The organism is Achromobacter piechaudii NBRC 102461 (genome assembly GCF_001571245.1).
GTDB classification, from domain to species: Bacteria; Pseudomonadota; Gammaproteobacteria; order Burkholderiales; family Burkholderiaceae_B; genus Achromobacter; species Achromobacter piechaudii.
This window is the reverse complement of record NZ_BCTK01000005.1, coordinates 1067719-1093902: the sequence shown is the minus strand read 5'-3', so window position 1 is coordinate 1093902 and position 26184 is coordinate 1067719. Positions and strand designations below refer to the sequence as shown.

Here is a 26184-nt window from a genome sequence, read left to right as displayed (position 1 = left end):
CGGCTATTTTAGTTCGGACAAAGCGTCTTCTTGAGGCTGCGGTTCAGCCGCGCGCGACACTTCCATCAGCCAGGCGCGAAACGCCTGCAAAGTGGGCAGGTTTGCTTTCTGCTCGGGATAACACAGGTAGTAGCCCATGCGCGCGCGGATCGGCAACTGCATGGCGACGGCCAGCTTGCCATCGCGCAACTCGTCTTCTATCAGGCAGCGCGGGATCAGCGCGACGCCAAAACCGGCCGCGGCCGCCTGCGACAGCAGCGCGTACTGATCGAAGCGCGCGCCTTCCAGGCTGCGCCGGCTATCGCAACCGGCCTGCTCGAACCAATCGCGCCAGCCTTCCAGCGCCGACGTGTGATGCAGCAGCGGATAGGCCAGCAACGCTTCCGGCGAAGGACAGCCACCGGGGATCAGGCGCGGACTGCATACCGGGACGATCTCGCGCCCGACGATGTAGTCGGCCCCGCTTCCCGGCCAGATGCCTTCGCCGAAGCGGACGGCGGCATCCAATTCAGGCGTGGAAAAATCGTAGCCCTGACGGTGGGGCAGGAATTCGACATGGATGTCCGGGCGCAGCCGCATGAAGGCCGTCAGGCGCGGAATCAACCAGCGCGCGCCGAAGGTCGGCATACAGGTCAGGTTGAGCGTGCCGCCCTGCCCTTGATGCGCAATCAGCTCCACCGTGGCCGCTTCAATCTGGCCCAGCCCCGCTTGAACCTTGGTCAGATAACTGCGGCCCGCCTCGGTCAGCACCAGGCCTTGCCTGATGCGCAGGAATAGTTCGACGCCTACGAACTCTTCCAGATGTTTCACCTGTTTACTGACCGCGCCTTGCGTGACGCACAGTTCCTGCGCCGCGCGCGTGAAACTGCTGTGCCGCGCGGCCACTTCAAACGCTTGAAGATCCGTTAATGAGGGACAGAAACGTCGCATATATCGCCCCCACGTCGTGTGGGGCTCCCGCCCCGGCGGGGCTTGATCGGGGGAGCTTCCCCCCTGCCTTCGGACGGCCTGCCGCAGGCGGAAAAGTTACACAAAAGTAACGCCCGAACCGTGCTGGCAAACCGGAGGCATGAAAAAAAGTCATAGCTTACGGAGAAACTTTCGTTTGCGCAAACCGCCCCGCCAGGAAAGAATCGTTGCGTTTGCGAGTGCCTTTGCGCATTCGCTTTCCATTTATTAGGGGAATCCATGCAACGCCGTAACGTAGTACTGGGCCTGTGTGTCGCTGCCGCGACCCTGGCCATGCCGCTGACCTCGGGTATCGCGCACGCTGAAGATGCGTATCCGACCAAGCCCATCCGCCTGATCGTTCCCTTCCCGCCCGGAGGCACCACCGATATCGTCGGCCGCCTGTTCGCGGACAAGCTGGGCAAGGAACTGGGCCAGACCGTCGTGGTGGAAAACCGCGGTGGCGCCGGCGGCTCGATCGGCAGCGCCTTCGTTGCCAGCAGCGCGCCGGACGGCTACGTCCTGGGCATCGCCACGGTCAGCACGCACGGCATCAACCCGGCCATCTACCCGAACCTGCCGTTCGATGGCGAGAAGGACTTCACGCCCATCTCGAACCTGGCTGCCGTGCCGAACATCATGACGATCAACCCCAAGGTTGACGCCAAGAACATCGCCGACTTCATCAAGCTGGCCAAGAGCCAGCCGGGCAAGCTGACGTACGCGTCCGCCGGCAACGGTTCGGTTTCGCACATGATGGGCGAACTGTTCAAGATGGCCTCGGGCACCGATCTGATGCACGTTCCTTACCGTGGCGTGGGCCCGGCGCTGAACGACGCGCTGGCCGGCCAGGTCGATGTCATGTATGACAACCTGCCGTCCACGCTGCCGCACGTTCAGTCCGGCCGCCTGATCGCCATGGCCGTCGCCTCGCCCAAGCGCGTCGCCAGCCTGCCGAACGTGCCCACGTTCGCCGAAGCCGGCCTGCCGGCCGTGAACGACGCGTCGTGGTTTGGCCTGGTTGCCCCGGCCAAGCTGCCGGAACCCATCCTGGCCAAGTTGAACGCCGCCGTGCAGAAGGTCAGCGCTGACGCCGACGTGAAGTCGCGCCTGGAAGGCCTGGGTGCTGAACCCGCCGCCAACAGCTCGGCTGACTTCGGCAAGCAGATCGCCGCTGAAATCGCCAAGAACAAGCGCATCGCCAAAGAAGCCAACGTGAAGATCGACTAAGCGATCTTCGGCCCGCGCCATGCCACAAGGCGCGGCGCGGGCCTCCGATACACGAACGCAACACCTCTATATGCGAATTACCCAACCCCTGTCTTACCGGCTCGACCTTCCGCAGCAATATCCGGATTCGGAGTCCTCGGCCCCGCTTGTGCTGGACTCTCCGCACAGTGGCACCGCCTACCCTCCCGACTTCGCCGCCGCGGTGGACTTTGGCGCGCTGCGCACTGCCGAGGACACCTGGGTTGACGACTTGTGGGGCGACGCGCTCGACATGGGCGTGCCGATGGTTGCCGCCGCGTTTCCGCGCGCCTACATCGACGCCAACCGCGCGTCCGACGAGATCGACGAACTGCTGCTGGACGCCGCCTGGCCCGATGCCATCAACGCATCGCCCAAGGTCAAGCTGGGCAAGGGCCTGATCTGGCGCATGCTCGATGACGGCACGCCGCTGTACAACCGCAAGCTGACGGTTGAAGAAGTGCGCCATCGCATCGAAGCCTGCTGGAAGCCTTACCATGCGGCGCTGGCCCAGGTGCTGGATTCGGCGCACAAGAAATTCGGCAAGGTCTGGCACATCAACTGTCATTCCATGCCCAGCGTTGCCGGCGCCTTCGCCACCGACCGCCCCGGCCTGGTCCACCCCGATTTCGTATTGGGCGACCGCGATGGCAGCACCAGCGATCCGGCTTTCCGCGAATTCATCGCGGCCTGGCTGCGCGAGCGCGGCTACAACGTCACGGTCAACGACCCGTACAAGGGCGTCGAACTGGTGCGCGCCTTCGGCCGCCCCGAGGAAGGCCGCCACAGCTTGCAGATCGAGATCAACCGCAAGCTGTACATGGACGAAGTCTCGCTGCGTCCGACTGAAAACTATGGCCGCCTGAAGGCCGATCTGCGCGACCTGACCGCCGCGCTGATCAACTGGACTCGCGCGCAAACGGCCTGACGCCGGACGTTTGCGTGCAAGTAGCCGGCCAGCGGCGTGGTAAGACTGGCCGGAGCAAGTGGGTTGCAAAACCCGAGCCCCATGGTTCGCCATGGGGCTTTTTTTTGCCCGTCCCAACGCGAACCCTCGGTCCCGATCGCCGCGCGCATTTGCAATGAGTGCGCGTGGCGGCGGCAAAGGCTGTATAACTACGGCGAACCTTCTGAGGAGAGGCGTCGATGCACATCGGGATACCCAAAGAGACCCGAGACGGGGAAACCCGTGTCGCAGCAACACCGGAGACCGTCAAGAAGTACATAGGCGGCAAACACACCGTTGTCGTGGAGCGTGGAGCCGGCGCCGCCGCCCGCTATCCCGACGACGCCTACGAGGCCGCGGGGGCCACGCTCGGTTCCGCCCAGGATGCCTTGGGCGCGGACCTCGTCATGAAGGTTCGCGCCCCCTCCCCCGAAGAATTGCCCCATATGAAACGGGGCGCCGTCGTCATCGGCATGCTCGATCCGTTCGACGCCGAGGGCATGGAACAGATGGCCGCGGCCGGGTTGACCGGCTTCGCGCTGGAATCCGCGCCGCGCATCACGCGCGCGCAAAGCCTGGACGTGCTGTCTTCCCAGGCCAACCTGGCCGGCTACAAGGCCGTGCTGCTGGCCGCGCACCACTACGGCCGCTTGATTCCCATGATGATGACCGCCGCTGGCACGCTCAAGGCCGCGCGCGCCGTGGTGCTGGGCACCGGCGTTGCCGGCTTGCAGGCCATCGCCACCGCCAAGCGCCTGGGCGCGGTGGTCGAGGCCTCGGACGTGCGCCCCGCCGCGCGCGAACAGGTGGAATCCCTGGGCGCCAAGTTCATCGACGTGCCCTTCGAAACCGACGAGGAACGCGAAATCGCCGAAGGCAAAGGCGGCTATGCGCGGGCCATGCCACCCGGCTGGATGGCGCGGCAGGCGGCGCTCGTCTCCGAACGCTGCAAGCAGGCCGACATCGTCATCACGACCGCGCTGATTCCGGGTCGCCCGGCCCCGACGCTGGTGTCCGCCGACACCGTCGCAGCCATGAAGCCCGGTTCGGTGCTGGTCGATCTGGCGGTGGAACGTGGCGGCAACTGCCCCTTGTCCGAACGCGGCCAGATCGTCGAAAAGCACGGCGTGACGATCATCGGCCTGACCAATCTGCCCGGTCTGGTCGCCACCGATGCGTCCGCGCTCTATGCGCGCAACATCATGGACTTCCTGAAGCTCATCATCAATGCGGACGGCGCGCTGGCCATCCAGCGCGACGATGAAATCGTGGCGGCCTGCCTGGTATGCGAAGGCGGCAATCTGATGCAAAGGACCTGAACATGGAAGTGATCAACCCCACCCTGATGAATCTCATCATCTTCGTGCTGGCCATCTATGTCGGCTACCACGTCGTCTGGAACGTCACGCCCGCCTTGCACACGCCCTTGATGGCGGTGACCAACGCCATTTCAGCCATCATCATCGTGGGCGCCATGCTGGCGGCCGCGCTGACCGAAGGGGGGCTGGCGCGCGGTATGGGTGTGTTCGCCGTCGCGCTGGCCGCCGTGAACGTGTTCGGCGGCTTCCTCGTCACGCGCCGCATGCTGGAAATGTTCAAGAAAAAGGATCGCAAGCCGGGCAAGGAGGAAGCGAAATGATCTCGCTCAACCTCGTCACCCTGCTCTACCTGATCGCCTCGGTCTGCTTCATACAGGCGCTCAAGGGGCTCTCGCATCCGACGACTTCGCGCTTGGGCAACGCCTTCGGCATGGCGGGCATGGCGATCGCCGTACTGACCACGGCGGCGCTCATCATTGGCCTGGCACGCGAGGGCACGGCCACCATCGGCCTGGGCTGGGTCTTGCTGGGCCTGCTCGTGGGCGGCTCGATCGGCACCTTGATGGCGCGCCGCGTCGAGATGACGAAGATGCCCGAACTGGTCGCCTTCATGCACAGCATGATCGGCCTGGCGGCGGTCGCCATCGCGGTCGCGGTCGTGGCCGAACCGCATGCGTTCGGCATCGTGCCGGCCGGCATGCTGATTCCCACTGGCAACCGCTTCGAGCTGTTCATCGGCACCTTCGTGGGCGCGATCACGTTCTCGGGCTCGGTCATCGCGTTTGGCAAACTGTCGGGCAAGTACAAGTTCCGGCTGTTCCAGGGCGCGCCCGTGGTGTTTCCCGGCCAGCACATGCTGAATCTGGCGCTGGCTCTGGTGATGCTGGGCTGCGGCGTGTGGTTCATGCTGACCCAGCAATGGACGCCCTTCATCATCATGACGCTGGTGGCCTTCGTGCTGGGCGTGCTGATCATCATCCCGATCGGCGGCGCGGACATGCCGGTGGTGGTGTCGATGCTCAACAGCTACTCGGGCTGGGCGGCGGCCGGCATCGGCTTTTCACTGAACAATCCGATGCTGATCATCGCCGGCTCGCTGGTGGGATCCTCCGGCGCAATCCTGTCCTACATCATGTGCAAGGCGATGAATCGATCGTTCTTCAACGTGATCCTGGGCGGGTTTGGCGGGCAGGCGGGCGCTGCGGCGGACGCGGGCTCGGGGCAGCAGCGCAGCGTCAAGTCTGGCAGCGCGGACGACGCGGCGTTCCTGATGACCAACGCCGAAAGCGTGACCATCGTGCCCGGCTATGGCCTGGCCGTGGCGCGCGCGCAGCACGCGCTGAAAGAGCTGGCCACCAAGCTCACGGAACGCGGTGTGACGGTCAAGTACGCCATCCACCCCGTGGCGGGCCGCATGCCGGGCCACATGAACGTGTTGCTGGCCGAAGCCGAAGTGCCCTACGACCAGGTCTTCGAAATGGAAGACATCAACAGTGAATTCGCGCAGACCGACGTGGTGCTGGTGCTGGGCGCGAACGACGTGGTCAACCCCGCCGCCAAGAACGATCCCAAGTCGCCGATTGCGGGCATGCCGATCCTGGAAGCCTACAAGGCGCGCACCGTGATCGTGAACAAGCGCTCGATGGCATCGGGCTACGCCGGCCTGGACAACGAGCTGTTCTACATGGACCGCACGATGATGGTGTTCGGCGACGCCAAGAAGGTGCTTGAGGACATGGTGAAGGCGGTGGAATAGACCGCCGTCTTGCCGCGAACGCCCAAGGCCGGGCGTTCGTGGCAAGCCGTACTGCGCGGCGACTTCGCCATTGGCCCTTGGCTCTTAGTCCTTGGCCCTTAGCCCTAATCCCTTATGACGCGTCCGCGCGGCGCAGTTGCTCGTCGACCACTTCCACCCAATGCCGCACCGGCGTGTCGGTGCCGCTTTGCAGATGGCCGATGCAGCCGATGTTGGCCGACAGGATCACGTCCGGCCCACCCGCCGCAATCGCGTTCAGCTTGCGGTCGCGCAGTTGCAGCGCGATGTCCGGGTGCAGCACGGAATAGGCGCCCGCCGAGCCGCAGCACAGATGCTTGTCGGCGAAGGGTTGCAGGTCAAATCCCAGGTCTGCCAGCAGTTGCTCTGACAAGGGCCGCAGCCCCTGCCAATGCTGCAACGTGCACGGCGGATGGAACGCGGCGCGCGTGCCTTCGGCCAAGCGCGCGCGCAGTTGCGCGGCATGCGGCGCCACGATCTCGGCCACGTCCTTGACCCGTGCAACGATGTCCGCGGCCTTCTGCGCATAGGCGGGATCGTGCTTGAGGTGATGCGCATATTCCTTGACCATCGCGCCGCAGCCCGAGGCATTCATGACGATGGCCTCGACCGCCGTGTCCTGCAACAGCGGCCACCACGCATCGACGTTGGCGCGCATCTGTGCCAGCGCGGCCTCTTGCGCGTCCAGATGGAAACTGACGGCGCCACAGCATCCTGCGCCGGGCGCCATGCGCGCGCCGATGCCCACCGCATCCAGCACGCGAATGGTCGCGGCATCGATGGTTGGCATCATGGCCGGCTGCACACACCCGGTCAGCATCAGCACTTGCCGTGCATGCCCGGACACGACGGGCAACGCGCCCGCATCGCGCCGCTCCGGCACCTTGCGCTTAAGCGCATCGGGCAGCATCGCCCGCATGGCCTGCCCGACCCGCATCGCGGGCGCGAACATGGGCGACAACATGGCGCGCCTCAACAGGTTGCGCTTGGACTTGTCCGCCCACGAACGCGGCACGCGTTCGTCGACGATCTTGCGGCCAATGTCGATCAGATGCCCGTACTGCACACCCGACGGGCAAGTGGTTTCACAATTGCGGCAGGTCAGGCAGCGGTCCAGGTGCTGCTGCGTGGATTGCGTGGGCTCGGCGCCTTCCAGCACCTGCTTGATCAGATAGATACGGCCGCGCGGACTGTCGAGCTCGTCGCCCAGCACCTGATAGGTGGGACAGGTGGCCGTGCAGAAACCGCAATGCACGCAGCGCCGCAAGATGGCGTCGGCCTCGTTGCCCAATTCGGTATCGCGGGCCCAGGATGCCAGGTTGGTTTGCATGCGTTATAGCTCCAGAACCAGGCGGCCAGGATTGAACAGGCTGGCCGGATCAAGCTCTTGCTTGAGCCGGCGTGTGATGGCCGCGATGCCGGGCGCCAGCGGATGGAATACGCCATCGGCCGGCGGCCTGCCGTTGCCCACGCGGAACAAGGTGGCGTGCCCTCCCAGCCGCGCGGCGGCGTCGCGCAATTCGGTGGCATCATGCATGCCCGAGAGCCAGCGCTGCCCGCCGCCCCACTCGATCAGCGTGGGCCCCAGGTCCAGCGCCGTGGCCGTTGGAGGCAGGGCCAGCCGCCATAGCGGGCGGTTCGATTGGAAAAATTCGTGGGTCTGCTCTCGCAGCGACCGCCACCACGCAATCGCCGCATCCGGCAGCAGCGGATCGCCCCCGATGACCCGGCGCGCGCTGGCCAGGGCTGGCGGTGCGCCCGACAGACGCACGTGCATGAGGCCTTCGGCATCGCCATCGCCCCCCGTCCAGTTGGTGGCAGAAATCGGCAAAGGCTTGCCACGCCACAACGCAAAACTGGAAAGCGCCTGCGCCTGCGTGGCGGGCAGCACCAGCGTCAGCTCTTCCATAGGCCGGGGAACCACCTTCATCGACACATCCAGAATCGCGCCGAAGATGCCGTGCGACCCCGCCAACAGTCGCGACACGTCGTACCCCGCCACGTTCTTCATGACTTCACCGCCGAACGACAGCATGCGCCCTTCGGAGTCCAGCAACCGGGTGCCCAGGACAAAGTCGCGCAAGGCGCCCGCGTTCATGCGCCGTGGCCCGGACAGCCCCGCCGCCACGCAACCGCCCACCGTGGCAGCTTCGCCAAAGTGCGGCGGTTCAAACGCCAGCATCTGGCCGTTCTCAGCCAGCTCCGCTTCCAGCTCGGACAAGAGCGTGCCGGCACGCACCGTCACCACCAGCTCGGAGGGGTGGTAGCTGACGATGCCGCGATACGGCGTCATGTCCAGCAGGCAATGGCCGTCTTGCGGCCTGACCGGCCGATAGTTGCCGTAGAACGCCTTGCTGCCACCGCCCATCACGAACAGCGGCTTGTGGCCGGCACGAGCCGTCATGACCTGGTCGCACAATTCCGACAGGACAAATTCCATGGGGGATACGTCCTAGAATCGGGCGAGGTCGGGGAATCGCAGCTCGCCCGCATGGACGTGCATCTTGCCGTATTCGGCGCAACGAGCCAGCGTGGGAATGACTTTTTCAGGATTCAGCAGACAAGGCGGGTCGAACGCCCGCTTGACCGCCAGGAACGCGTCGAGTTCTTCGCGAGAGAATTGCACGCACATTTGATTTATTTTCTCCATACCCACACCGTGCTCTCCGGTCACGGTGCCTCCTACCTGCACGCACAGCTCAAGGATCGCCGCGCCGAATTTCTCGGCGCGCTCGACCTCGTCCGGCTTGTTCGAATCAAACAGAATCAGCGGATGCAGATTGCCGTCGCCCGCATGGAAAACGTTGGCGCAGCGCAAGCCGAATTCATCTTCCATCTGCTCGATGGCGCCCAGCACGCGCGCCAGATGGCGACGCGGAATCGTGCCATCCATGCAGTAGTAATCGGGCGACACGCGCCCTGCCGCGGGGAATGCGTTCTTGCGGCCGGCCCAGAATTTAAGGCGCTCGGCTTCCGATGTGGACACCTGGCAACGCGTGGCGCCGGCGTCACGAAACACCGCTTCCATGCGCGCGATCTCGTGCGCCACTTCGTCGGGCGTACCGTCCGATTCGCACAACAGGATGGCTTGCGCGTCCAGGTCGTATCCGGCGCAGACAAAGGGCTCGACCATGTGCGTGGCGCGGCGGTCCATCATTTCCAGACCGGCCGGAATCATGCCAGCCGCGATCACCTGCGTGACGGCGTTGCCCGCCGCCTCGACACTGGAAAAACTGGCCATCACGACCTGCGCGCACGCAGGCTTGGGAATCAGCTTGACGGTCACTTCGGTGACCACGCCCAACATGCCTTCGGATCCGATGAAGACCGACAGCAGATCCAGGCCTGGCGCATCGGGAGCCTCGGAGCCCAGTTCGACGATGTCGCCATCGATGGTGACGACTCGCACGCGCAGCACGTTGTGCACGGTCAGCCCGTATTTCAGGCAATGCACGCCGCCGGAATTTTCGGCGACGTTGCCGCCAATCGAGCAGGCGATCTGGCTGGAAGGGTCCGGCGCGTAATACAAGCCGTAGGGCGAAGCGGCCTCGGAGATGGCAAGGTTGCGTACGCCGGGCTGCACGACGGCCGTGGCGCTGGCCAGGTCGATGTGCTTGATGCGGTTGAATTTCGACAGGCCCAGCAACACGCCCTGGCTGTGCGGCATCGCGCCGCCAGACAAGCCGGTGCCCGCGCCGCGCGCGACCAGCGGCGCATTGAGCCGCTTGCAGATCCGCATGACGGCCTGCACCTGTTCTTCGGTTTCAGGAAGCGCCACCACGGCGGGCAGCGCGCGATACAGAGAGAGGCCGTCGCACTCGTAGGGACGGGTATCCTCTTCGCGGAACAATACGCAGTGCGCGGGCAACGCGGCCGACAACGCCTCGATGAGCTGCTGCAACGAATAAGGCGCCTGCACTTGTGCCAGGCCGGTTTCGACCAGTGAATTCATGAGCGCAACAATAGCGCGAGCGCTCTATGAAAACAGGCCGGGATTTACCCGCATCCATGGGATCATCGCCGTGACAGAGTCGTAACCAGCGGTAATCGAACCCGGCGAGGACGTAAAAAAGCCGACGGCAAAACCGTCGGCTTTCAGGGATGATCTGGCCGGATTACCAGGACACGATCTTGCCCGGGTTCAGGATGTTGTTCGGATCAAAAGCGTGCTTCAGGCTACGCATCAGATCCAGCGCATCGTCGCCGTGCTCTTCTGCCATGAACTGCATCTTGTGCAGACCCACGCCGTGTTCGCCCGTGCAGGTGCCATCGGCCGCAATGGCGCGGCGCACCAGGTTGTGGTTGATCGTTTCCGACTCTTCCCATTCCTTGGGGCTGTCTGCGTCCAGCAACATCAGCACGTGGAAATTGCCGTCGCCCACGTGGCCGACGATCGTGTACGGGAAGCTGGCGCGTTCCAACTCTTCGACGGTGTCGCGCACGCAGTCGGCCAGGCGCGAGATCGGCACGCACACGTCGGTGGTGCTGGCGCGGCAACCCGGGCGCAGTTGCAGTCCGGCAAAGTAGGCATTGTGGCGCGCCGTCCACAAGCGGCTGCGGTCTTCGGGGCGTTCGGCCCATTCGAAGTCCATGCCGCCATGTTCGGCGGTGATGGCTTGCACGGTTTCGGCCTGTTCCTGCACGCCCGCCGGGCTGCCATGGAACTCGAACACCAGCAGCGGGGTTTCGCGCAGGCTCAGCTTGCTGTAGAGGTTCACCGAGCGCACGCTGGCAGCATCCATGAATTCCACGCGAGCGATCGGCACACCCATCTGGATGATTTCGATGACGCTTTGCACGGCGTCATCGAGCGTCGGAAAGTTGCAGACCGCCGCCGACACGGCTTCGGGCTGCGGGTACAACCGCACGGTCACTTCCGTAATGATGCCCAGCGTGCCTTCGCTACCCACGAAGATGCGCGTGAGGTCGTAGCCCGCCGACGATTTGCGCGCGCGGCCGGCCGTGCGGATGACGCGGCCATCGGCCGTCACCACGGTCAGCGACATGACGTTTTCGCGCATGGTGCCGTAGCGCACGGCGTTGGTGCCGGACGCGCGCGTGGCGGCCATGCCGCCCAGGCTGGCGTCGGCGCCCGGATCGATCGGGAAGAACAAGCCGGTGCTGCGGATTTCTTCGTTCAACTGCTTGCGCAGCACACCGGCCTGTACGGTGGCGGTGAGGTCTTCGGCGTTGATCGCCAACACCTTGTTCATCTGCGACAGGTCAAGGCTGATGCCGCCCTGGATCGCCAGGACATGGCCTTCCAGCGACGAACCCGCGCCGTAGGGAATCAAGGGAACACGGTGTTCATTGCACAGCTTGGCCACGGCGGCCACATCTTCGGTGCTGTGCGCGAAGACCACGGCGTCGGGCAACATGGCGGGATAAGGCGATTCATCGCGGCCGTGATGTTCGCGCACGGCGGCGGATTCGGACAGGCGGTCGCCAAAGCGCGCGCGCAAGGCATCAAGACAGGCGGCCGGCACCGCACGGCGCAACGTTTCAGCGTGCAAGGGAGCGTTCATGATCAGCGTGTTCTCGGGTTTCGTTAAGCTGAATATTCTACGCCGCCAAGCATGCTGCACCGCAAACCGCCCCAGGAAGACGGTTTGCGGTGCAAAGCGCTTACTTGCCCGAGGTCAACGCAACGCGGCGGCGCTCGCGCACGGCATGCGCCAGGCGTTCCAGCACAGCGACCGATGCATCCCAATCGATGCAGCCATCGGTGATGCTCTGGCCGTACACCAGCGGCTTGCCAGGCACCATGTCCTGACGGCCGCCCAGCAGATGGCTTTCCACCATGACGCCGACCAGCCGCGCATCGCCCGCTTCCATCTGGCGCGCCACGTCTTCGATCACGCGCGGTTGGTTTTCCGGATCCTTGCTGCTGTTGGCGTGGCTGGCGTCCACCATGATGCGCTGCGCCAGACCCGCCTTGGACACGTCCTGGCAGGCGGCATCAACGCTGGCGGCATCGTAGTTCGGCGTCTTTCCGCCACGCAGGATGACGTGGCAGTCTTCATTGCCGGCGGTCGACACGATGGCCGAATGTCCGCCCTTGGTCACCGACAGGAAATGATGCGGCTGCGAGGCAGCCTTGATCGCATCGACGGCGATCTTGACGTTGCCATCCGTGCCGTTCTTGAACCCCACCGGACACGACAGTCCGGAAGCCAGTTCGCGGTGCACCTGGCTTTCCGTCGTGCGTGCCCCGATCGCCCCCCAGGAGACCAGATCCGCGATGTACTGCGGCGTAATCATGTCCAGGAACTCGCAACCCGCCGGCAAGCCCAGGCTGTTGATGTCCAGCAGCAATTCGCGGGCGACGCGCACACCCTTATTGATGTCGAAGCTGCCGTCCAGGTCCGGATCGTTGATCAGGCCCTTCCAGCCGACCGTAGTGCGCGGCTTTTCGAAATACACGCGCATCACGATTTCCAGATCGGCGGAGAGGCGGTCACGCACCGGCTTCAGACGCTTCGCATATTCGATGGCGGCGCGCGTGTCGTGAATCGAGCAGGGGCCGATCACGACGATCATGCGGTCGTCCATGCCGTGCAGGATGCGGTGCATGCCCTGGCGGGCGGCGAACACGGTGTCGGACGCCTCCTTGGTGCATGCGAATTCACGCATCACGTGCGCGGGCGGATTCAGTTCCTTGATTTCTCGAATGCGAAGGTCGTCGGTATTGTGTGACACGGTACTGCTCCTGGGTTGCCCGCCAACGGGTCCAATCCGATCGGTTCATTCCGATTCTGGCGGCACAAAAAAAGCCGCCAGTTCGCTGGCGGCTTTTTTGGGGGGGATTCTTTCCAAACTTCAGATTGAGTGCGTCCCTTCCTCCGCCAGCGGCTTCAGAAAACCATAAAAATAAAAGTAAAAGGCGGGGGACGCGAATTTCATGGGAAACGACTCTAGCACAAAATTTTCGGGCCGTCACATCGTTTTTTATCGATCATGGCGGCCCGATTGGTGGTTCAGGCGGTGCCGCCCACGGTCAGCCCTTCCATGCGCACGGTCGGCATGCCCACGCCAACCGGCACGCTCTGGCCGTCCTTGCCGCAGGTGCCCACGCCCGAATCCAGTTGCAGGTCGTTGCCGATCATCGTGACGCGCGTCATGGCGTCCGGGCCGTTGCCGATCAAGGTGGCGCCCTTGACCGGGTAGGTCACCTTGCCGTCTTCGATCATGTAGGCCTCGGATGCCGAGAACACGAATTTGCCGCTGGTGATGTCGACCTGGCCACCGCCGAAGTTGACGGCGTAAAGGCCCCGCTTGACCGAGGACACGATTTCTTCGGCGGGCTTGTCGCCAGCCAACATGTAGGTGTTGGTCATGCGCGGCATCGGCAGATGCGCGAACGATTCGCGGCGGCCATTGCCGGTCGCGGCGGTTTTCATCAGGCGTGCATTCAAGGTGTCCTGCATGTAGCCGCGCAGGATGCCGTCTTCGATCAGTACGTTGCGCTGGGTGGCGTTGCCTTCGTCATCGATATTGAGCGAACCGCGGCGGTCGGGCAGCGTGCCGTCGTCCACCACCGTGACGCCCTTGGACGCCACGCGTTCGCCGATGCGGCCCGAAAACACGCTGGAGCCCTTGCGGTTGAAGTCGCCTTCCAGGCCATGGCCCACGGCTTCGTGCAGCAGGATGCCCGGCCAGCCCGAGCCCAGCACCACCGTCATCTCGCCGGCGGGCGCGGGGCGCGCTTCCAGGTTCACCATGGCTTCATGCACGGCGCGCTCGACGTAGCCTTGCAGCATTTCGTCGGTGAAGTAGGCCAGGCCCAGGCGTCCGCCGCCCCCGGCATGACCCATTTCGCGGCGGCCATTGCGTTCGGCGATCACGGTCAGCGACAGGCGCACCAGCGGCCGCACATCGGCGGCCAAGCGACCATCGCTGCCAGCCACCAGCACCACGTCATATTCAGCGCCCAGTCCCGCCATCACCTGGATGACGTGAGGATCGCGCGCCCGGGCCATGCGCTCGATGCGTTCCAGCAGCGCCACCTTTTCAGGCGCGCTCAGGGTGGCGACGGGATCGATGTCGGCGTACAGGCTGCGGCCCATTTCGGCTTCGACCTGGGCGGCCACCTTGACCTTGCCGGCGCCGCGCCGGGCAATGCCGCGCACGGCGTGCGCCGAGGACAGCAGCGCGTCGGCGGACAGGGAATCGGAATAGGCGAAGGCGGTCTTCTCACCACTCACGGCACGCACGCCGACGCCTTGGCTGATCGAAAAGCTGCCGGTCTTGACGATGCCCTCTTCCAGGCTCCACCCCTCGCTGCGCGTGTACTGGAAGTACAGATCGGCGTAGTCGACTTTGTGGGTGAAGATCTCCCCCAGTGCGCGCGCCATGTCAGCTTCGGTCAGGCCCCAAGGGTCGAGCAAAAGCGATTTGGCGGTGGCAAGGGAAGCAATAGCGGGATCAGTGATTTTCATAGGCTCTATTCAGGGGGCATCGGCGCGCCACGGGCGCACGCGCGTTGCGTGGATGCACAAGACCGTATCGTACCGCCGACCGGGGCCCCGCGTCCCGGTTCCGACCAACATTCGGGGATCCTGGGGGCCGCACATTATTCACGCGTGAATAAGATGGGGCCGTCGCGGTAAGTATCAAGCCAAGCAATTACAACCAATATTGTTTCGCCACATAACAGCCTGGTACGCCGATCCGTGGATTCTTGGGCTTCCATTTCCCTTGGCCTACAAGACAGCTCATTGCCTAGGATTGGTCTTACAAGTGCGGCGCAAAATGCGGAATCGGACGAATTCAGGCGCCTTGCTCGTCATATCAATCCAGGAAATTGTGAATGCCAAAATGCATGCCTGGAGAAAGAAAGCGGGGAACCAGGGTCAATTCGATCCCGCCTCACGGGTGTGGGAAAGCCGGCTTCTGAATTGCCATGTTAAATAGCTGATAACCCTGCCGTACCGGGCCTGGGATGCCACATACCGCGTGATTTTTTCGTGAATTGAAACAAAACGCACCTGAATCCCTGCCTCTTTGGGGTATTCGTCCGCCTTGTGAACCAAATCGCCCATTGTTTCCAATCGTCCCAAATTTGGGAATATTCTTCCCAAAACTTGCTCCTGCCGCTGGTCCGCATACCGACAGGCTTTGCGGCCCTTTTGATACAAAGTAATTAGCTTGAAAATAGAGAAGTCAACCCGTAACTTCTGTATTATGCGAAGCACAACAATTAAACATTACTTCGCCGGCGATTAAAGCAGTTCCATAATCAGGAACAAACCATGGCCCGAGAAACATACGCAGCTCTGCAAGCAAAGATCGAGAAGGAAATCAACAAGCTTCAAAAGAAGGCGGAAGTCCTTCAAACGAAGCGCCGCAAGCCCGTGATCAGCTCCATCATCACGTCCATGCGCGAATACGACATCACCCCGGAAGAAATCATTGCGGCATACGGTTCGGGCAAGCCCGCACGTGTGGCTCCTGGCGGCCGACGCAAGGCTGGCGCGGCTGCGCGCCCCGCCTCCGCCGCGAAGCGCGCCGTTGCCCCCAAGTATCGCCACCCGCAAACCGGTGAAACCTGGAGCGGCCGCGGCAAAGCTCCGCGTTGGCTCGCCGCCGAAGAAGCATCGGGCGCGACTCGCGATAGTTTTCTTATCAAAGAATAAAACCTATTCTGCAGTAAGAAATAAATCGGCGCACCAATCTGGTGCGCCGATTTTATTTTGAAGCCCCGTCTGGAAGAGCCGCTGCGGCTTACCGCAGCGGGAATTCGATTTCGCGTTCGGCCCCATTATTCCCAGGGAAATTGTCGAATATCGCGCGCACCAGATACGGCATCGTGCGCACGAAATCATCGCCCTGGCTGAGTATGAAGGCGGTGGAACGGTATACCTCGGCGCCGCCGTGCTGCGTGTCACGGATCTTCAGGCTCAGGGTGTTTCGTTGGACTGCCATGGGCACATCCACCCATTCCGGGCCCCAGTATCCATAGCCGCCGCCCCAGGGACGCGGCCCATAAAAGCCGCCGTAGCCGTAGCCGCCATAGAAGTAAGGATCGTAGGCGCGACGCACCATCACCTGAGTCTGGCTGGTGCCGTAGGTAAATGACACGTCAAAACGCGCCTTGACGCCCGGCTGCGCCTCGACCAGGCCGGTTGCGCCGATGCCGGCGCGCACCATGTCCTGATAGGACTGGTATTCCAGATTATTCAGTTGGTTGGGATCGGCAGCGACGAATTGGTAAGTCTGTCCTTCAACGCCCGCAGGCCATTGCTGAAACGATGTCACCCGCGCGGAAACGGAAGGCGCGGCGCAACCTGTCAATGCCAGCGTTCCGGCCAAGGCCATTAATCCGGCCCAACGGCCAACACTGAACAACGACTTTCGGAACATTTTGCGACTCCTGTTGCGCGCGACGGCGCCATCATACTGAGCTTTGACTTGGCGGGCGGCAAAAAGTTTGCCGTAGTCCGCACGCCCCAGACTGCGGCCCACGCCCAGCTACTACAATAGACTCCTTGTTCAAACCAGGACTGCAACTCCATGCGCACCGACACGCCCATTACCGTTTATCGCAAGGATTACCAGCCCTACCCCTACGACATTCCTGAAGTCGCCCTGGCCTTCGACCTGGCGCCCGACGCCACCGAAGTGCGCTGCTCCATGCACGTGCAACGCAAGCCCGGCGCCAGCGCCGACGCCGCCCTGATCCTCGACGGGGAAGACCTGGAACTCGTGTCGGTAGGTGTCAACGGCGCCCCCTTGGCGGCCGACGCTTATCACCTGTCCGAGCACAGCCTGGCCATTTACGGCCTGCCGGCCGACGCCACGGTCGAAATCGTCAGCCGCTGCAAACCGTCCGCGAACTCCACGCTCATGGGCCTGTATGTATCGGGCGGCAATTTCTTCACGCAGTGCGAAGCCGAGGGGTTTCGTCGCATCACCTGGTTTGCTGACCGTCCCGACGTAATGTCGCGCTACCGCGTGACGCTGCGGGCGCAGCCGCAATATCCCGTGCTGCTGTCCAACGGCAACCTCCTGGCCTCGCGCCAGTTGCCCGACGGCCGCAACGAAGTCGAATGGGAAGACCCGTTCCCCAAGCCCTGCTACCTGTTCGCCCTGGTGGCCGGCAACCTGACGCACCGCGAAACCACCGTCAAGACGGCCAGCGGCCGCGACGTGCTGCTACAGGTCTATAGCGACCCGGGTTCTGAAACCAAGACCGAATGGGCGCTGGATTCGCTGGTGCGCGCGCTGCGCTGGGACGAAACCCGCTTTGGCCTGGAGTTGGACCTGGACCGCTTCATGATCGTCGCCGTCCATGATTTCAACATGGGCGCGATGGAAAACAAGGGCTTGAACATCTTCAACGCGGCCTACGTGCTGGCCGACGCCGCCAGCGCCACGGACGCCAACTACGAAGGCATCGAGTCCGTCATCGGGCATGAATACTTCCACAACTGGACCGGCAACCGCGTCACGTGCCGAGACTGGTTCCAACTGAGCCTGAAAGAAGGGTTGACGGTTTTCCGCGACCAGGAATTCAGCGCCGACATGATGGCCCACGACATGGACGCCGCCGCGGCAGCCAGCGCGCGCGCCGTCAAGCGCATCGACGATGTGGTGGCGCTGCGCGCCGCGCAGTTCCCCGAAGACGCGGGCCCCATGGCCCACCCCATCCGCCCCGAGAGCTACCAGGAAATTGGCAATTTCTACACGGCCACCGTGTATGAAAAAGGCGCCGAGGTCATCCGCATGCAGCACACGCTGCTGGGCGAGGAAGGTTTCCGCGCGGGCATGGACGAGTATTTTCGCCGGCACGACGGCCAGGCCGTCACGTGCGACGACTTCGTCGACGCCATGGAATCGGTCTATATCCGCCAACACCCGGGCCGCGACCTGTCGGTATTCCGTCGCTGGTACCGCCAGGCAGGCACGCCGCGCGTCGCTGTCAAGCTTGAGCACGACGCCACCACGCGCCGCTGCACCGTCACGCTGACCCAGCAATGCCAGCCCGTGGGAGTCGAAAAAAAGGCCGGCGCCGATTATGTGAAAGCGCCGTACCACATCCCCTTCGCGCTTGGCCTGCTGGACCAGGACGGCCGCGCCCTGCCGCTGCGCCATGAAGGCGCCACGCGCGACACCGCGCTGCTTGAACTGACCACGGCCAGCCAGCAATGGGTATTTGAAGACATCGATGAACGGCCCGTGCCGTCCTTGCTGCGTGACTTCTCGGCCCCCGTCATCGTCGACTACGACTGGACCGACGAAGAACTGGCGCTGCTGTCCGCGCACGACACCAACCCGTTCGCCCGCTGGGAAGCCGGCCAGGAATTGGCCACGCGCCAGATCCTGGCCTTGGCCGAAGCCCGTCAGGCAGGCCGCACCCTGCATGCCGACACCGCGTTCATCAACGCGTGGCGCGCGCTGCTGACCGACCCGGCGCTCGACGCCGCCTACCGCGCCCGCGCGCTGGCGTTGCCGTCTGAAAAGACGCTGGCCGAACGCATGCACGCCGTCGACCCGCCCGCGTTGGCCGTGGCCCGCGACTTCCTGCGCGCCGAACTTGGCCGCCAGTTGGCCGAGCCCTTGCGTCAGGCTTTTGACGACAACCAGACGCCGGGCGAATACAGCCCCGCGCCAGTGCCAGCCGGCAAGCGGGCACTGAAGAACCTGGCGTTGAGCCATTTGCTGGCCGCGGGCGAGCACGATGCCCAGCGCCTGGCCGAGCACCAGTACGAGCATGCCGGCAACATGACCGACAGCATGGCCGCGCTGTCTGCCCTGATCAACTTCGGCCAGGGCGACTTCCCGCAGCAGGCATTGGCGGCGTTCTACGACAAGTGGCGCGACAACCCGCTGGTGGTGGACAAGTGGTTTGCCTTGCAGGCGGCCGCCCGCTCGACCACGGTGCAGACCGCGCGCGCGCTCATGACGCATCCCGCCTTCACGCTGCGCAACCCCAACCGCGCCCGCGCGCTGATTTTCCAGTTCTGCCTGAACAATGCGCGCGGCATGCATCACCCGGATGGTTCGGGCTATGCGTTCTGGGCCGAGCAGGTCCTGGCGCTGGACGCATTGAACCCCGAAATCGCGGCCCGGCTGGCGCGCGCGCTGGATAACTGGTCGCGCTTTGTGCCAGCCCTGCGCACGCCCATGCAGGCCGCGCTGCAACAAGTGCGCGCCCATGAGGGCTTGTCGCGCAACGTGCAGGAAATCGTATCCAAGGCTTTAGAATTCGCAGCATAGGGAGACCCTCTTGAAACGTAAAACACTCACTCAATACCTGGTGGAGCAACAACGCTCCGCCCAAGCGCTGCAACCGGAAGTCCGGCTGCTGATCGAAGTGGTCGCGCGCGCCTGCAAGGCCATCAGCCACGCCGTCAGCAAGGGTGCGCTGGGCGGCGTCCTGGGCAGCCTGGAAAGCGAAAACGTCCAAGGCGAAGTGCAGAAGAAGCTGGACGTGCTGTCCAATGAAATCCTGCTCGAAGCCAACGAATGGGGCGGCCATCTGGCCGCGATGGCCTCGGAAGAAATGGAAACCATCCATCTGATTCCGAACCGCTACCCCAAGGGCGAATACCTGCTGCTGTTCGATCCCCTCGATGGTTCGTCCAACATCGACGTGAACGTCTCCATCGGCACCATCTTCTCGGTGCTGCAAGCGCCGCACAACGTGTCGGGCGCTCCGGTCTGCGAAGACGACTTCCTGCAACCGGGCAACAAGCAGGTCGTGGCCGGCTACGCCGTGTACGGCCCGCAGACCATGCTGGTGCTGACCATCGGCAACGGCGTGGTCGGCTTCACGCTGGACCGCGAAATGGGTTCGTGGGTGCTGACGCACGAGAACATCCGCGTGCCGGAAGACACGAAGGAATTCGCCATCAACATGTCGAACATGCGCCACTGGGCCCCGCCCGTGAAGCGCTACGTCGACGACTGCCTGGCGGGCACGACCGGCCCTCTGGGCAAGGACTACAACATGCGCTGGATCGCCTCGATGGTCGCGGACGTGCATCGCATCCTGACCCGTGGCGGCATCTTCATGTATCCCTGGGATGCGCGCGAACCCGGCAAGGCCGGCAAACTGCGCCTGATGTATGAAGCGAACCCGATGAGCTTCCTGGTCGAACAGGCCGGCGGCGCATCGATCAATGGCGTTCAGCGCATCATGGACATCCAGCCCGACAAGCTGCACCAGCGCGTCAGCGTGATCCTGGGCTCGAAGAACGAAGTCGAGCGCGTGGGCCGTTACCACGCTGAAGAAGCGGCGAAGTAATTCCGCGTCGCAAGCAAAAAGCCCCTTGATTGCTCAAGGGGCTTTTTTTATCGCGCCACTGGCGCAACGGCGGTCACTTGACCTCTTCGATGGACTTTACGTCGTCCTTGTTGATCTGGACCTTCTTGCCGTCCTTGTCGTACTCATACATGCCGGACTTCTTGTCGTAAGTCGGCTCATCGGGCGTCACGGTCGAGCTACCGTCCCGTTGCTGAATGACCGAGGGCGACGAGCATCCGGCCAGTACCCCAACTCCGGTCACCACCAGGGCCAACGTCATGGTCTTCAGGTTCATGGGCGTGTTCTCCAAGTGTGAATAGGTGATTCACTGTATCGGGAACCTGGCCCCGATATCGTGTCGGGTTGTGGGCAAATTGCGAAAGAACGTAAACCGCTACGCCCCGATCGTAAAAAAACCCCTCGCGGACGCGCCGGCGAGGGGTTTTACGCTTACAGACGGCAGAAGCCGTTACAGGTTCAGACCTTGGCGTTCGCCTCGATGAAACGGCGTACGTTGGCCAAAGTGCAGTCCATGACCTCGACGCGTTGCGGCAGCGATTCCAGATTGGCCAGATTGCCCGGCGGCGTGGCCGGACGGCCCAGCGCTTCTTCGATGGTTTCGGAGAACTTCGCCGGCAAGGCGGTTTCCAGCACCAGCATCGGCACGCCCGGTTCGACGAACTCGCGCGCCACCTTCACGCCATCGGCCGTGTGCGGGTCGACCAGCACGCCGGTCTCGTCGTAGAGCGAGCGGATGGTCGCCAGGCGGGCCTCGTGCGAGCTTTGGCCGGACACGAAGCCGTAGCGCGATTCGAACTGCGGCTTCAGGTCGGACAGATCGAACGAGCCGTCTTGCGCCAGCGCGGCCCACAGCGCTTTCACGCGCGCGGCGTCGCGGCCCACCAGATCAAACACGAAACGTTCGAAATTGGACGCGCGCGAGATGTCCATCGACGGGCTGGAGGTGGCGTAGGTCTGTTCGGCCGGACGCGGACGATAGACGCCCGTGCGGAAGAATTCTTCCAGCACGTTGTTCTCGTTCGTGGCCAGCACCAGGCGGCGCACCGGCAAGCCCATGCTGCGCGCGATATGGCCCGACAGGATGTTGCCGAAGTTGCCCGACGGCACGGCAAACGAGACCTGCTGGCCCGGTTTGTCGGTCGCGCGCAGCCAACCGTGGAAGTAGTACACCACCTGCGCGGCGATGCGCGCCCAGTTGATCGAATTGACCGCGCCCAGGCGGTACTTCGTCTTGAATTCCAGGTCGCTGGCCAGCGCCTTGACGATGTCCTGCGCTTCGTCGAACACACCACGCACGGCGATGTTGTGGATGTTCTCGTCTTGCAGCGAGTACATCTGCGCGCGTTGGAACGCGCTCATGCGGCCATGCGGCGACAGCATGAACACGGCCACGCCCTGCTTGCCGCGCAGCGCGTATTCGGCGGCCGATCCCGTGTCGCCCGAGGTGGCGCCCACGATGTTCAGCGTGGTGCCGCGCTTGGCCAGCACGTATTCGAAGACCTGGCCCAGGAACTGCATGGCCATGTCCTTGAACGCCAGCGTCGGACCTTCGGACAGGCCCAGCAACGACAGGCCTCCGTCCAGCGGACGCAGCGGGACGATATCTTCGCTGTTGAAGATTTCGTGCGTGTAGGCTGCGCGCGTCAGGCGGCGCAGGTCCTCGGCGGGAATATCGGTGGCGAACAGCGACAGCACTTCGAACGCCAGATCCGCGTAGGACAGGCCGCGCCAGGATTCCAGCGTTTGCTCGGACACCTGGGGCAGTTGCTCCGGCACGGCCAGGCCGCCGTCGGGCGCCAGGCCTTCCAGCAGGATGTCGGAAAAGGGCTGGGCGGCCATGCCGCCCCGGGTCGAGACGTATTTCATGTCAGGTTCTCCACGCGCAAGCGGGTGACCTTGGACCGTACGAACGGCATCGCCTCGATGCGCTCGATGGCCTGGTTGATATTGCCTTCCACGGCCTCATGCGTCAGGAAGATGATGTCGGCGCCGCCGATATGCGAGGGCTGCTGGATCATCGACCCGATCGAAATGGAGCGGTCGGCCAGAATGCGGGCGATGTCCGCCAGCACGCCCGGCTGATCGTCCACGCGCAGGCGCAGGTAGTACGACGTGCTGACCAGTTCGATCGGCAGGATCGGCGTGTCGGACATCGCATCGGGCTGGAACGCCAGATGCGGCACGCGGTTGCCGGGGTCGGCCGTGTGCAGGCGGGTCACGTCGACCAGATCGGCCACCACGGCCGAGGCGGTCGGCTCTTCACCTGCGCCCTGGCCGTAATACAGCGTGGGACCCACGGCATCGCCCTTGACCAGCACGGCGTTCATCGCGCCCTCGACATTGGCCAGCAGGCGCTCGGCCGGCACCAGCGCCGGATGCACGCGCAGCTCGATGCCATCGGGGCGACGCTTGGTCACGCCCAGCAGCTTGATGCGATAGCCCAGGCGCTCGGCATGCTCGATGTCTTCGGCGGCCAGCTGCGAGATGCCTTCAATGTAGGCACGGTCGAACTGCACCGGCACGCCGAAGGCCAGCGAGGCCAGCAGCGTCAGCTTGTGCGCGGCGTCCACGCCTTCCACGTCGAAGGTGGGATCGGCTTCGGCGTAGCCCAGGCGCTGGGCTTCGGCCAGCACGTCGGCAAACGGCAGCCCGCGCGAACGCATTTCGGACAGGATGAAGTTGGTGGTGCCGTTGATGATGCCGGCCACCCACTGGATGCGGTTGGCGGTCAGGCCTTCGCGGATCGCCTTGATGATGGGGATGCCGCCCGCCACCGCGGCTTCGAACGTGACCATCACGCCACGCTCGTAAGCGGCGGCGAAGATCTCGTTGCCGTGCTTGGCCAGCAGCGCCTTGTTGGCGGTGACGACGTGCTTGCCATTGGCAATCGCCTTCATCACCAATTCCAGCGCCAGCGTGTCGCCACCGATCAGTTCAACGACGATATCGATTTCCGGGTCGCATACGAGTGCCTGCACGTCGGTATCGACCAGGATCGAGTCGCCCACGCGGGCGCGCGCCTTGGCCACGTCGCGCACGGCGGCGCGCGTGACTTCGATGCGGCGGCCGGCGCGGCGCGCAATTTCTTCCGCGTTGCGGGACAGCACGCTCCACGTGCCGCCGCCAACCACGCCAAGACCGAGCAGGCCCACCTTCATGGGACGCATCGCGCCGCCCTCGGGGGCTTGCGCGACGGGTGAGCGTTCAGGGGTATTCATTTCAGCAATCCGTCCTTGCGGAACATATCTTTGATGCCGCGCACCGCCTGGCGGGTGCGCTGCTCGTTTTCGATAAGAGCGAAGCGTACGTAGTCGTCGCCATACTCGCCGAAGCCGATCCCGGGGGACACGGCCACTTTCGCATCCGACAGGACACGCTTGGCAAATTCCAAAGAGCCCATCGCCCTGTAGGGCTCGGGGATCTGCGCCCAGATATACATGGACGCCTTGGGAATTTCCACATTCCAACCTGCTTCGTGCAGGCCGCGCACGAGCACGTCGCGGCGGCTTTGGTATTGGGCCACGATTTCGCTCACGCAGTCCTGCGGACCGTCCAGCGCGGCGATGGAAGCCACCTGGATGGGCGTGAACGTACCGTAGTCGTGATAGCTCTTGATGCGCGCCAGCGCGTTGACCAGCTCGCGGTTGCCGACCATGTAGCCAATGCGCCAGCCCGCCATGTTGTAGCTTTTGCTCATCGTGAAGAACTCGACCGCGACATCGCGCGCGCCGGGCACCTGCATGATGGACGGGGCCACGTAGCCGTCAAAGGTGATGTCGGCGTAGGCCAGGTCATGCACCACCAGGATGTCGTGTTCCTTGGCCAGCGCCACCACGCGTTCGAAGAACGACAGGTCCACGCACTGCGCGGTCGGGTTGCTGGGAAAACCCAGCACCATCATCTTGGGCTTGGGGATGGACTCGCGTACCGCGCGTTCCAGCTCTTCGAAGAAATCCACGCCGGGCGTCATGCGCACCGAGCGGATGTTGGCGCCGGCGATGACCGCGCCATAGATGTGGATCGGGTAGCTGGGGTTGGGCACCAGCACCGTGTCGCCGCGATCCAGCGTCGCCAGCATCAAGTGGGCCAGGCCCTCTTTCGAGCCGATCGTCACGATGGCTTCGGAGTCCGGATCGAACTCGACCGCGTAGCGGCGCTGGTACCAGTCGCAGATCGCCTTGCGCAAACGCGGGATGCCCTTGGACACCGAATAACCGTGGGTGGTCGGGCGCGACGTGGCCTCAACCATCTTGTCGACGATGTGCTTGGGCGTTGCACCGTCAGGATTGCCCATCGACATGTCGATGATGTCCTCGCCCCGCCGCCGCGCCGCCATCTTGAGCTCGCCAGTAATGTTGAAAACGTACGGGGGCAAACGCTCGATGCGAGAGAACTTCCTCATGATGGGAATCCTTAGGGGCGGAAAGGGCGAAAAAACCAGGGCGCGGTCGCGCGAAGGGGAAAAGGGCTCAAAGCCGCGCCAGCACACGATTGCAGCGCAGCAAAACCCTGTAATCTAGCGCAACGCAGGCCCTGCGGCAAATGGGGCGAAAACGGGTCCGTTTCCCCATTGAAAAGACAGGCTTTTTTTCAACGTTCCCGACGCGCGAAAAAGCCGCTTGTTGCAAGGCAGGGAATCCGCGTATGGCGTCAAGCAACGAAGCCCCCAACACTGCAACCCATGGCGAGTTTGATGCGCTATCATCAAGCCCATAAAGCCGGAGTTTTTATTGAAGCTGCATACCGATCCTGCGACGGCCGCCCTTAACACCGTTACTGCATACGGTGAGGGTTATATCGAGGTCAACCAAGTTCGTTTTTCCTCGTCGGTCGCATTTGGCCCCGAAGGCGAAGTCACCGAATGGCCTGTTGACTCGCCGGCCAACATCACCTCTTCCCTGTTGCATCAGGCGGCCGGTTTGACCGAACCCGTCCGCGACCCCATGGCTTTCCTGGATGAACCGGAAGCCAGCCCCAGCCGCCCGGCCAATGCGCCCGAGGTACTGCTGGTGGGCACGGGCGCACGGCAACAGTTCCTGCGTCCCGAAGTGTTGCGTCCCCTGTTGGCTATGGGAATCGGCGTCGAGATCATGGATACCCACGCCGCCTCTCGCACCTACAACATCCTGATGGCAGAGGGCCGACGCGTGGTCGTCGCTCTCATCCCCCCCAATGGAGATCCACAGAAATGACGCCCAGCATCGGCAAGCCCGCCCCGCAATTCACCGCGGAAAGCACCATTGGTCCGATCAGCCTGGAACAGTGCCAGGGCCGTGCCGTAATTTTGTATTTCTACCCCAAGGACAATACGCCTGGCTGCACCAGTGAAAGCCAGGACTTCCGCGACCTGCACGCCGAATTTTTGGCAGCCAGCGCCGTGGTCATCGGAATCTCGCGCGACTCCATCAAGTCGCATGAGAACTTCAAGGCCAAGTACGAACTTCCTTTCCCGCTCATCTCCGACGCCGACGAAACCGTGTGCAATCTGTTCGGCGTCATCAAGCAGAAGAATATGTACGGCAAGCAGGTGCGAGGCATCGAGCGCAGCACCTTTTTGATCGACGCCTATGGCGTGCTGGTGCAGGAGTGGCGCGGGGTGAAGGTCCCGGGTCACGCCAAGGAAGTCCTGCAGGCCGCAAAAAGCATCGGTTAGCCGTACAGGAACAGCCGTCAGGCGCTA

22 protein-coding genes are annotated in these 26184 nt (G+C 63.6%); 10 read left to right on the top strand and 12 right to left on the bottom strand.

Annotated elements, in window-relative coordinates; genetic code table 11:
* Nucleotides 1-3: 3 nt before the first annotated feature.
* Complete coding sequence (locus API01S_RS11650; RefSeq protein WP_006218392.1) at nt 4-930, bottom strand: LysR substrate-binding domain-containing protein; 927 nt, start codon at nt 928-930, stop codon at nt 4-6.
* Between the two features lie 258 nt (nt 931-1188).
* Between API01S_RS11650 and API01S_RS11645 the strand changes: the two genes are divergently transcribed.
* From API01S_RS11645 to API01S_RS11625, 5 genes are all read left to right on the top strand, one after another.
* Entirely contained in the window at nt 1189-2178 is a 990-nt protein-coding gene (locus API01S_RS11645; RefSeq protein WP_006218391.1) for a Bug family tripartite tricarboxylate transporter substrate binding protein, read from the top strand.
* 70 nt (nt 2179-2248) lie between these two features.
* Nucleotides 2249-3124: an N-formylglutamate amidohydrolase gene (locus API01S_RS11640; RefSeq protein ID WP_006218390.1), complete on the top strand. Its 876-nt coding sequence runs from the start codon at nt 2249-2251 to the stop codon at nt 3122-3124.
* A gap of 218 nt (nt 3125-3342) precedes the next feature.
* The gene (locus API01S_RS11635; RefSeq protein ID WP_006218389.1) at nt 3343-4461 is read left to right on the top strand and encodes a Re/Si-specific NAD(P)(+) transhydrogenase subunit alpha; all 1119 of its coding nucleotides are present in this window, start codon (nt 3343-3345) and stop codon (nt 4459-4461) included.
* Nucleotides 4462-4463: 2 nt separating this feature from the next.
* Nucleotides 4464-4781 (top strand): NAD(P) transhydrogenase subunit alpha part 2, encoded by a 318-nt coding sequence (locus API01S_RS11630; protein ID WP_050727705.1) that lies wholly within the window; start codon nt 4464-4466, stop codon nt 4779-4781.
* Nucleotides 4778-6217, top strand: coding sequence for an NAD(P)(+) transhydrogenase (Re/Si-specific) subunit beta (locus tag API01S_RS11625; protein ID WP_050727706.1), 1440 nt, complete (start codon nt 4778-4780; stop codon nt 6215-6217). The genes API01S_RS11630 and API01S_RS11625 overlap by 4 nt, the downstream gene beginning before the upstream one ends.
* 112 nt (nt 6218-6329) lie before the next feature.
* Here API01S_RS11625 and glcF read toward each other — a convergent pair whose 3' ends face one another.
* The 6 genes from glcF to tldD form a co-directional block, all read right to left on the bottom strand.
* Nucleotides 6330-7565: a glycolate oxidase subunit GlcF gene (gene glcF, locus API01S_RS11620; RefSeq protein WP_050727707.1), complete on the bottom strand. Its 1236-nt coding sequence runs from the start codon at nt 7563-7565 to the stop codon at nt 6330-6332.
* A gap of 3 nt (nt 7566-7568) precedes the next feature.
* The gene (gene glcE, locus API01S_RS11615) at nt 7569-8675 is read right to left on the bottom strand and encodes a glycolate oxidase subunit GlcE (RefSeq protein ID WP_050727708.1); all 1107 of its coding nucleotides are present in this window, start codon (nt 8673-8675) and stop codon (nt 7569-7571) included.
* Between the two features lie 12 nt (nt 8676-8687).
* Complete coding sequence (locus API01S_RS11610) at nt 8688-10187, bottom strand: FAD-linked oxidase C-terminal domain-containing protein (RefSeq protein ID WP_006218384.1); 1500 nt, start codon at nt 10185-10187, stop codon at nt 8688-8690.
* Between the two features lie 163 nt (nt 10188-10350).
* Nucleotides 10351-11760 (bottom strand): FAD-binding oxidoreductase, encoded by a 1410-nt coding sequence (locus tag API01S_RS11605; protein ID WP_039883027.1) that lies wholly within the window; start codon nt 11758-11760, stop codon nt 10351-10353.
* 100 nt (nt 11761-11860) lie between these two features.
* Nucleotides 11861-12934 carry a 3-deoxy-7-phosphoheptulonate synthase AroG gene (aroG, locus tag API01S_RS11600; protein WP_006218382.1) on the bottom strand — a complete coding sequence of 358 codons (1074 nt, stop codon included), beginning with the start codon at nt 12932-12934 and terminating at the stop codon, nt 11861-11863.
* 278 nt (nt 12935-13212) lie between these two features.
* Entirely contained in the window at nt 13213-14673 is a 1461-nt protein-coding gene (gene tldD, locus API01S_RS11595; RefSeq protein ID WP_006218381.1) for a metalloprotease TldD, read from the bottom strand.
* Between the two features lie 813 nt (nt 14674-15486).
* Here tldD and API01S_RS11590 point away from each other — a divergent pair.
* On the top strand, nt 15487-15870 hold the full coding sequence (locus tag API01S_RS11590; RefSeq protein ID WP_006218380.1) for an H-NS histone family protein: 384 nt from the start codon (nt 15487-15489) through the stop codon (nt 15868-15870).
* An 88-nt stretch (nt 15871-15958) separates the two neighbouring features.
* Here API01S_RS11590 and API01S_RS11585 read toward each other — a convergent pair whose 3' ends face one another.
* A complete protein-coding gene (locus API01S_RS11585; RefSeq protein WP_039883024.1) occupies nt 15959-16597 on the bottom strand; it encodes a DUF4136 domain-containing protein in 639 nt (212 codons plus the stop codon).
* Between the two features lie 150 nt (nt 16598-16747).
* On the opposite strand from API01S_RS11585, the gene pepN reads away from it, so the two are divergent.
* The gene (pepN, locus tag API01S_RS11580) at nt 16748-19453 is read left to right on the top strand and encodes an aminopeptidase N (RefSeq protein ID WP_061304540.1); all 2706 of its coding nucleotides are present in this window, start codon (nt 16748-16750) and stop codon (nt 19451-19453) included.
* Between the two features lie 10 nt (nt 19454-19463).
* Nucleotides 19464-20483: a class 1 fructose-bisphosphatase gene (locus API01S_RS11575; RefSeq protein ID WP_006218377.1), complete on the top strand. Its 1020-nt coding sequence runs from the start codon at nt 19464-19466 to the stop codon at nt 20481-20483.
* Between the two features lie 73 nt (nt 20484-20556).
* On the opposite strand, the gene API01S_RS11570 is transcribed toward API01S_RS11575, so the two are convergent.
* From API01S_RS11570 to alaC, 4 genes are all read right to left on the bottom strand, one after another.
* Nucleotides 20557-20778: a YgdI/YgdR family lipoprotein gene (locus API01S_RS11570; RefSeq protein WP_006218375.1), complete on the bottom strand. Its 222-nt coding sequence runs from the start codon at nt 20776-20778 to the stop codon at nt 20557-20559.
* A gap of 182 nt (nt 20779-20960) precedes the next feature.
* On the bottom strand, nt 20961-22370 hold the full coding sequence (gene thrC / locus API01S_RS11565; protein WP_061304538.1) for a threonine synthase: 1410 nt from the start codon (nt 22368-22370) through the stop codon (nt 20961-20963).
* A complete protein-coding gene (locus API01S_RS11560) occupies nt 22367-23671 on the bottom strand; it encodes a homoserine dehydrogenase (protein ID WP_050728147.1) in 1305 nt (434 codons plus the stop codon). The genes thrC and API01S_RS11560 overlap by 4 nt, the downstream gene beginning before the upstream one ends.
* Before the next feature lie 47 nt (nt 23672-23718).
* Entirely contained in the window at nt 23719-24906 is a 1188-nt protein-coding gene (alaC, locus tag API01S_RS11555; protein WP_006218372.1) for an alanine transaminase, read from the bottom strand.
* 328 nt (nt 24907-25234) lie between these two features.
* Between alaC and API01S_RS11550 the strand changes: the two genes are divergently transcribed.
* Entirely contained in the window at nt 25235-25696 is a 462-nt protein-coding gene (locus API01S_RS11550) for an Mth938-like domain-containing protein (protein WP_050727711.1), read from the top strand.
* Nucleotides 25693-26157 (top strand): peroxiredoxin, encoded by a 465-nt coding sequence (locus API01S_RS11545; protein ID WP_061304536.1) that lies wholly within the window; start codon nt 25693-25695, stop codon nt 26155-26157. Before API01S_RS11550 ends, API01S_RS11545 begins: the two co-directional genes overlap by 4 nt.
* The last annotated feature ends 27 nt before the right edge of the window (nt 26158-26184 follow it).

What these genes read in the sequence shown, in the direction of transcription:
- API01S_RS11545 (WP_061304536.1), top strand. Translation starts at nt 25,693, where the DNA reads ATGACGCCCAGCATCGGCAAGCCCGCCCCGCAATTCACCGCGGAAAGC.
- API01S_RS11630 (WP_050727705.1), top strand. Translation starts at nt 4,464, where the DNA reads ATGGAAGTGATCAACCCCACCCTGATGAATCTCATCATCTTCGTGCTG.
- API01S_RS11645 (WP_006218391.1), top strand. Translation starts at nt 1,189, where the DNA reads ATGCAACGCCGTAACGTAGTACTGGGCCTGTGTGTCGCTGCCGCGACC.
- API01S_RS11585 (WP_039883024.1), bottom strand. Translation starts at nt 16,597, where the DNA reads ATGTTCCGAAAGTCGTTGTTCAGTGTTGGCCGTTGGGCCGGATTAATG.
- API01S_RS11570 (WP_006218375.1), bottom strand. Translation starts at nt 20,778, where the DNA reads ATGAACCTGAAGACCATGACGTTGGCCCTGGTGGTGACCGGAGTTGGG.
- API01S_RS11590 (WP_006218380.1), top strand. Translation starts at nt 15,487, where the DNA reads ATGGCCCGAGAAACATACGCAGCTCTGCAAGCAAAGATCGAGAAGGAA.
- API01S_RS11605 (WP_039883027.1), bottom strand. Translation starts at nt 11,760, where the DNA reads ATGAACGCTCCCTTGCACGCTGAAACGTTGCGCCGTGCGGTGCCGGCC.
- API01S_RS11635 (WP_006218389.1), top strand. Translation starts at nt 3,343, where the DNA reads ATGCACATCGGGATACCCAAAGAGACCCGAGACGGGGAAACCCGTGTC.
- pepN (WP_061304540.1), top strand. Translation starts at nt 16,748, where the DNA reads ATGCGCACCGACACGCCCATTACCGTTTATCGCAAGGATTACCAGCCC.
- API01S_RS11650 (WP_006218392.1), bottom strand. Translation starts at nt 930, where the DNA reads ATGCGACGTTTCTGTCCCTCATTAACGGATCTTCAAGCGTTTGAAGTG.
- API01S_RS11625 (WP_050727706.1), top strand. Translation starts at nt 4,778, where the DNA reads ATGATCTCGCTCAACCTCGTCACCCTGCTCTACCTGATCGCCTCGGTC.
- tldD (WP_006218381.1), bottom strand. Translation starts at nt 14,673, where the DNA reads ATGAAAATCACTGATCCCGCTATTGCTTCCCTTGCCACCGCCAAATCG.
- API01S_RS11560 (WP_050728147.1), bottom strand. Translation starts at nt 23,671, where the DNA reads ATGCGTCCCATGAAGGTGGGCCTGCTCGGTCTTGGCGTGGTTGGCGGC.
- API01S_RS11640 (WP_006218390.1), top strand. Translation starts at nt 2,249, where the DNA reads ATGCGAATTACCCAACCCCTGTCTTACCGGCTCGACCTTCCGCAGCAA.
- alaC (WP_006218372.1), bottom strand. Translation starts at nt 24,906, where the DNA reads ATGAGGAAGTTCTCTCGCATCGAGCGTTTGCCCCCGTACGTTTTCAAC.
- API01S_RS11610 (WP_006218384.1), bottom strand. Translation starts at nt 10,187, where the DNA reads ATGAATTCACTGGTCGAAACCGGCCTGGCACAAGTGCAGGCGCCTTAT.
- glcF (WP_050727707.1), bottom strand. Translation starts at nt 7,565, where the DNA reads ATGCAAACCAACCTGGCATCCTGGGCCCGCGATACCGAATTGGGCAAC.
- glcE (WP_050727708.1), bottom strand. Translation starts at nt 8,675, where the DNA reads ATGGAATTTGTCCTGTCGGAATTGTGCGACCAGGTCATGACGGCTCGT.
- thrC (WP_061304538.1), bottom strand. Translation starts at nt 22,370, where the DNA reads ATGAAATACGTCTCGACCCGGGGCGGCATGGCCGCCCAGCCCTTTTCC.